The organism is Wandonia sp. (genome assembly GCF_984588085.1).
On the sequence record NZ_CFIGVI010000034.1, the window covers coordinates 2,934 to 9,571 of the forward strand.

7 protein-coding genes are annotated in these 6,638 nt (G+C 41.5%); 3 read left to right on the forward strand and 4 right to left on the reverse strand.

Annotated elements, in window-relative coordinates; translation table 11 throughout:
* Positions 1–108 precede the first annotated feature (108 nt).
* From AC4PL9_RS11625 to AC4PL9_RS11635, 3 genes are all read left to right on the forward strand, one after another.
* Positions 109–363 carry a GIY-YIG nuclease family protein gene (locus AC4PL9_RS11625; protein WP_491604919.1) on the forward strand — a complete coding sequence of 85 codons (255 nt, stop codon included), beginning with the start codon at positions 109–111 and terminating at the stop codon, positions 361–363.
* Between the two features lie 181 nt (positions 364–544).
* Positions 545–1,078, forward strand: a complete 534-nt coding sequence (locus AC4PL9_RS11630) for an RNA polymerase sigma factor (protein ID WP_491604920.1) — start codon at positions 545–547, stop codon at positions 1,076–1,078.
* 11 nt (positions 1,079–1,089) lie between these two features.
* A complete protein-coding gene (locus tag AC4PL9_RS11635) occupies positions 1,090–3,414 on the forward strand; it encodes a c-type cytochrome (RefSeq protein WP_491604921.1) in 2,325 nt (774 codons plus the stop codon).
* A gap of 109 nt (positions 3,415–3,523) precedes the next feature.
* Here the strand turns inward: AC4PL9_RS11635 and AC4PL9_RS11640 are convergent, their stop codons facing one another.
* From AC4PL9_RS11640 to AC4PL9_RS11655, 4 genes are all read right to left on the reverse strand, one after another.
* On the reverse strand, positions 3,524–4,408 hold the full coding sequence (locus tag AC4PL9_RS11640; RefSeq protein WP_491604922.1) for a hypothetical protein: 885 nt from the start codon (positions 4,406–4,408) through the stop codon (positions 3,524–3,526).
* Positions 4,409–4,410: 2 nt separating this feature from the next.
* Complete coding sequence (locus tag AC4PL9_RS11645) at positions 4,411–5,754, reverse strand: FAD-dependent oxidoreductase (protein WP_491604923.1); 1,344 nt, start codon at positions 5,752–5,754, stop codon at positions 4,411–4,413.
* A 20-nt stretch (positions 5,755–5,774) separates the two neighbouring features.
* Positions 5,775–5,993, reverse strand: coding sequence for a hypothetical protein (locus tag AC4PL9_RS11650; RefSeq protein ID WP_343790116.1), 219 nt, complete (start codon positions 5,991–5,993; stop codon positions 5,775–5,777).
* Positions 5,980–6,638 (reverse strand): kynureninase/PvdN C-terminal domain-containing protein (locus AC4PL9_RS11655; RefSeq protein ID WP_491604924.1); only part of this gene is annotated, 659 nt, incomplete at its 5' end. The genes AC4PL9_RS11655 and AC4PL9_RS11650, both read right to left, overlap by 14 nt.

Genomic DNA, 6,638 nt, shown 5'->3' on the forward strand with positions numbered 1-6,638 from the left:
GGCTCATATCCGTCTGCTGACGGACGCACGTTCGAGTCGTGTCCCCGCTACAAGAAAGAAGGTCAACTGAAAAGTTGGCCTTTTTTGTTGCTATAAAAATCACCCGCCATGTTCGTAACCTACGTGCTTTACTCCAAAAAACACGATAAAATCTACATCGGATATACAGCCAATCTTATTGATCGTTTTCATTCGCACAACCAGCTCGCAACAAAAGGATACACACTAAAGTTCAGACCCTGGGAAGTTGCCATTGTCGTCTTTTTTGATAACAAAAGGGATGCTATGAAACATGAAAAACAACTCAAATCCTCCAGAGGAAGAGCTTACATTCGACAACAGATACAACAATTAGTTTACTGACGAAATCCGGGCTCATATCCGTCTGCTGACGGACGCACGTTCGAGTCGTGTCCCCGCTACAAGAGAGAAGGTTGTCAGTTTTGACAACCTTTTTTGTTTTTACACAAAACTATTATCCCTATAAAAACATAATTTCATGTTTACCTTTACAGTATTCCGACATTTAAGTAAAAAGTAAATTATGAATTGGTCTGTCAAATCAAAAGAACAGGAAAAGGAACTGAGGAATCTTTATAAGAAGTTTCCCGATATCAAAAAGTTTCTTCTTTCCCTGGGATGCGGTACGGATACCGCTGAAGACATTTTTCAGGAAGCACTTATTATTTATTGCCGGAAAAAATCGAATCCTGATTTCCATCTTCACACCGAACCTTTCTTCTATCTCAAAAGCACTTGCAAATTGCTCTGGTACAATGAATCCAGAAAGACAAAAAACACGTTCGAACTCCCCCGTGAAGTTAGCGACATTCAGGACGATTGGTTTGAAAAGGAACTCCGACTGAAAACACTGGAAAACGCAATTAATCTAATCGGAAAAAAATGTAGAGAAATTCTTCACCTCTTTTATGGAAAGGGATGGTCTATGACTGATATAGCTTATAAAGTGGGACTGCGAAATGATAAGGTGGTAAAAGCGCAAAAATATCGCTGTATACAGGAAGCCAAAAAACTTGTTATTCAACTAACCCCTTCGGAAGATAGATTAACCCACTAATACGCATTACCATGAAAGCAGAAAACACAAAACGCATTGACCGCTACTTGCGGGGAGAAATGGACGAAAAAGATCAATTGAATTTTGAGCAGGAACTTCTAACTGACAAAACACTTCAACAAGAATTCGAACTCCAGAAAGATATCGAGGAAACAATAAAACGGAACCACCTCCGGACTGTAGTTAAACAAATTGCCAAACGTTATCATTTCAACAGAAAATTATATTACACAGGAATTATCCTTGTTGTTAGCGCATTACTCACATTGGCAGGATTATTCACCTGGAAAATGCTAAATCGTACGACTCCTTTGAATGAATCAGAACTCATTAGTCTGTACAATGAGCTGGAGAGAACCCCGCTCATTGAGCATCTTGAAGGAGAGTTCTTTATCTGGGAAAATACTGATACTCTTGTTTTATCCAAATCCGGAGTTCTATTATCTATGCCCAAGAGCAGTTTTCTCCTTAACGGAGAAGCTTATTCGGGAAAAGCTATCATCCAATGGCAGGAAGCACTGGATGGTCCCACTATGGTAAAAAACGGGTTAAGCACTGTAGCTGACACGAATCTTCTAGAAACCCAAGGGATGTTTAGTTTCAGAGCATACTCCACTGAAGGAGAACTTCTGGATATTAACCCCGCTACCGGGGTTTACGTACAGGTTCCTGTCGAAGAACATAAAGCAGGTATGCAACTTTATGACGGTGTTAAAAATGAAGAAGGCATTATTAACTGGGTAAATCCGGAACCCCTTATGAAGATTCCTGTCCCGGTTAATATGGACCAACTTGATTTTTATCCTGAAGGATACGAAGACACACTCAACAACATGAAACTTAGAAAAGATAGAACGTATCGAGATAGTCTTTACCTTGCTATGGAATCCGGGTATACCAGTAATGTAGATCTGGGTAAGGATTTATTTGAATCCAAGTGTCAATCCTGTCATCGTATAGGAGAAAACTCAACGGGACCTGACTTGCGCTTTGTACGGAATAAATGGATGCGAGCGGGAGAAACAAAAGAAATGCTCTATCAGTTTGTACGGGACTGGTCCGAGACGATTGATCAATCGGCATATGCGAGAACTAAAATCTATTGGTCTCCTACAGCAATGACTAAATTCCCGGAACTCACTAACTGCGAAATCGAATCCGTGCTTGAATATGTAGATGATCGTGGAAATGTGGACGTAGCTAAAGAAAAAGAGAATTGTGGTCATTTTGATTTCATTTTTCCTTCTAAAGTCCTTTCATTCTGGAATACTAAATTCAACACTACACTTTTAGCCACACGGGAATTTGAACGAAGAATGCAAAGCATTCATGAAACTTGCGACAATCGAGTATTAGATGTGTATGTAAAAAATCTGCATCTCCCCTTGACTGAACTTGATAAAAGAGCAAAAGAAATGGGATATCCTGAATTCGCGCAATTTGAGGCAGAATACGTCGGAGCGATTAACCCCAATAATCCTCACCTACAAGGTTTGCGGAAATTTTATGAGCAAAACACCAACAAACTACGAAAACACGCACAATCCTTAAAACGAAAAGAGTTGGAAAGAAGAGACAAATGGGATCAGGAAATGGCAGAAGCACGCATTACAGAAAAGGATCGAACAAATGCAAGGGAGGCGCAAGCTTTCTCGGAAGAATATGACCTTAACTATAAACATGTGGTTAAACAACTGGGTGGCGGAACAGTCGGTTTCGTAATCTATGGTAATTCTCCTGTAAAAAACATAGACCGTCAGGTATACGAAGCTACTCTTGCACGAAAAACAACCACCATCGTTGACCCTATCACAGGAAAAACAGCTCAAATAACATATAACGGCTTTACTTTTGAGGTGGAAGACCATCGATCTTACGATCGTTTATACGCCTATCTTTTTCCTTCCAAAATCAATAGTTATCAGCGCATCACAGCAACTAACGGAAAGTTCGATTATGCACTAAATGACTATATGCTTTATGATGTGGCAGTAATCGGTATTAACAAAAAGGGATATTTCTACTATCAGAAGACAAAACTCAATAGTGGTCATCTGGGAACTGTTCTGCTTGACAAAGTAAGTGAAGAAAAGCTTGATGCCTCCATTCGTCAATTAAACAAGATGAGAATGAAAAAACCTATGCCCATCAAAGACGAGTTGAAATGGTTATTCAAGGAACAGGCTAACTATATAGAACAGGAAAAACGGTTGCAACAAACTCTCTTTGAGAGAAAAATAAAAGAAATTCTTTTCCCCTGCTTTTCTCCACTAACTGATAGTATACCTTCCGCTATCCAAGAAGAATATGGTGATATGCTAAGATTCAATTTCTAAAAAAATCCGCTGGCAGAAGCAGCTTTCAACTTCTGCCAGCGATTATCGGTCAACAAAAGGCTATTATACTTATAACACGATTCACAAGAGGCATCCCCTCACCCTATCATCACTGCCCATTCATGTATTGCTGGTTTCGCTTTTCATCATCCGGGTTTCCGTATACCGGCGGACAAGCATTGTTTTTCTTTTTAAACAACCAAACAAATTTCACCTTTAGCAACAAAGGTTGATAACGTGATGAATACCACATCAGGGAAGGATTCCCTCCGGTCCATTCATAAATTCCCAAAATCGGAGTATGCACGGATGGAATGATAAAGAAGCCATCTCGAATCTTAAAACCTACGCCCAATTCATAATTAAGTTGCGCCACAAAATCCTGCTGAAATCGCTGCGTTTGGGGAAGAACCGCCCCATCGTACCGGGAATTATCACCGGGTACGCTCCCCGTCAGACGATAATCGATATTGAATCCCAACGCATTATCCAGAAATATATCCCGATTGATTTGCCAGACATTGTGTACGTTAAATCGTCCGTACAAATACCCCATGTCAAAAACGCCGTTTCCTTTAACTTCGTTTATTTCTCCAAAACGATGAATCATTAAACGGGTTTGTTCGGTTCCTGCAAAGTGTTTATACCCGATCCCCCAATCAAAATAATGGATGACTTTGCGACGTTTCTTGGCAATATGCACCATTCCCACTTCTATAAACCCTCCTAATCGCCCGGACGGATTATGCGTGTAGGTTGCATTCGTATCCGGTGAGGTAGACAAATCCCGTTCAGGAGTTTCGCCGTTGGTAAGCAGATAAGTCGGACCGAAATTGAACTGAAATCCGTGGCGGCTGTATTCCCCCGTCCATTTGAACAAAGGATACTGATAACTCTGTTTGGTAAAATACTGACTTCGCTTCTTTTTCTTCTGCCCGTATACAGGAAAAGTACAAAGTCCTGCCAACACCACTACCACGGCTAATCTCATCATAACTATTTCGTTTTCGCTTTCTCAGCAATTCTATTCATGATTTCCTCACTGTCCCATTTCTCATAGATTCCCTCCGTCTGCATGATTTCATCCATGATTCCCCTCTGATATTGACCGCGCTTGAGCGCATCACTATATCGGATGTGACTAAAGGTTACCTGCTCATATAACGGCATCCAGTCATTTGGGTACAGATCTGAAAATTTTCGTTCGATCTTTTTCCGTAATAAAAAGTCCGGATCTGCTGTTAAATCCCGCATTTCAATATAGTTATTCAATGCCAGATCAGCAATTGCGTTTCCATCCGGCACCCGTAAACGCGAGTACTCGGAGAAAATCATGTCCCAGTTCTCTCCGTGTTGCTCCAATAATTCATCAAAAACTGTGCAATCTTCAAAACCGGCATTCATTCCCTGTCCGTAAAACGGAACGACAGCATGTGCTGCATCTCCCATCAAAACAGCCTGTGTTCCATGGTTCCATGGATTACAACGCACGGTAACCAGTGTTGAGGTTGGATTTGAAAAATAATCCTCCAATAGCGTTGGCATTAACGGAATTGAATCCGGGAATGTTTTTTCAAAAAAGTCTTTCACTTTCTCCGGAGTATCTATGCTCGCAAAAGACAATTCGCCCTCCATCGGAAAGAATAATGTTACGGTAAAACTCCCGTCCAAATTAGCCAGTGCGATCATCATGAACTCACCGCGCGGCCAGATATGCAGACAGTTTTTATCAATTTTATGCGATCCGTCCTCATTTGGCGGAATTACCAGTTCTTTATATCCATGCGTCAGGTACGACTGGGAATAATCAAACATCGGATATTTCATCATGCGATTACGAACAGCCGAAAAGGCTCCGTCCGTAGCAAAAACAGCATCGTAACTTTTTTCTACGATCTGATCTTTCTCCGTATCTGTAAACCGGATCGTATTGGAGTCAAAGTCAATATCCTCGCAACGCATATTGAAAAAATAAGCGATCTCCGGATAATCGTCGGCAAGATTCATCAATTTTTGATTCAATCCTCCACGGGATACAGAAAATATAGCCTGATTTTCTTTTCCATACGGTTGATACGTTAATGCACCATCAACTGCGTGCATTTTACGCCCAAACATCGGAATGGCAATCTTTCTGATTTCATCTGAAATCCCTGCCTTATCCAATGCCTTCCATCCTCTGTCAGAAAGTGCCAGGTTGATGGATCTTCCGGCAAGAATTTCTGCCTTTCGCAAATCAGGTCTTCGTTCATATACATCGACCTTAAACCCTCTTTTCGCCAGTAAAATGGCTTGTAAACTCCCTACTAATCCTGCACCAACAACTGCTACGTTTTGCATGATTCAATTTTTTATCTGTGTTAATTTCTTCTTCCGAACTTCGGTTCGAACATTGGACTTCTCCTGCGTTGTTTCATCTTCTTTCGCTGAAAATAAACACTCAGTCGCCACAGGAACAACCCAATGAACATAACGGTAATTGCCTGAACAGCCAGATTAATATAAATCATCCGTTCATCAAGCTGTCCCGAGAAATGGACTTGCACCAATTGCTGTAAAGTCAGATCAACGGATTCCATTCTCAAGTATTTTTCCGAAGCGATACACATCTTCAAACGAATTGTACAGCGGAACCGGAGCAATACGAATTACATTCGGTTCGCGCCAGTCAGCAACTACTCCTCCCTCTGAGATTGCCTCAAACAGTGATTTCCCCTGTCCGTGCACTAAAATAGACAGCTGACAACCTCTTCGATGTGGCTCTTCGGGTGTTATAATTTCAAAATTCACTTTTTCGTCATTTCGTTCTGAAATATCGCGAATAACGAATTCAAGATAAGCGGTAAGCAGCTCACTTTTTTTACGTAAAGCTGTCATCCCTACTTCATCAAAAATATCCAAAGAAGCCAGATGCGCTGCCATTCCGAATACCGGGGCGTTCGACAATTGCCAGCCTTCTGCTCCTTTCATCGGAACAAATCCGGACTTCATCAGAAAACGTGTTTCCTTGTCATATCCCCACCAACCGGCAAATCGGGGAAGATCCGGATTGAATTCATGTCGTTCATGCACGAACATTCCCGAAACATTTCCCGGTCCGGAATTCAGGTATTTGTACGAACACCAGGCAGCAAAATCAGGTCCCCACTCATGCAATTCCAATGCAATGTTACCCGCTGCATGCGCCAGATCAAAACCTACAAACGCACCTACAGCATGTCCGG

What these genes read in the sequence shown, in the direction of transcription:
- AC4PL9_RS11625 (WP_491604919.1), top strand. Translation starts at nt 109, where the DNA reads ATGTTCGTAACCTACGTGCTTTACTCCAAAAAACACGATAAAATCTAC.
- AC4PL9_RS11630 (WP_491604920.1), top strand. Translation starts at nt 545, where the DNA reads ATGAATTGGTCTGTCAAATCAAAAGAACAGGAAAAGGAACTGAGGAAT.
- AC4PL9_RS11635 (WP_491604921.1), top strand. Translation starts at nt 1,090, where the DNA reads ATGAAAGCAGAAAACACAAAACGCATTGACCGCTACTTGCGGGGAGAA.
- AC4PL9_RS11640 (WP_491604922.1), bottom strand. Translation starts at nt 4,408, where the DNA reads ATGATGAGATTAGCCGTGGTAGTGGTGTTGGCAGGACTTTGTACTTTT.
- AC4PL9_RS11645 (WP_491604923.1), bottom strand. Translation starts at nt 5,754, where the DNA reads ATGCAAAACGTAGCAGTTGTTGGTGCAGGATTAGTAGGGAGTTTACAA.
- AC4PL9_RS11650 (WP_343790116.1), bottom strand. Translation starts at nt 5,993, where the DNA reads ATGGAATCCGTTGATCTGACTTTACAGCAATTGGTGCAAGTCCATTTC.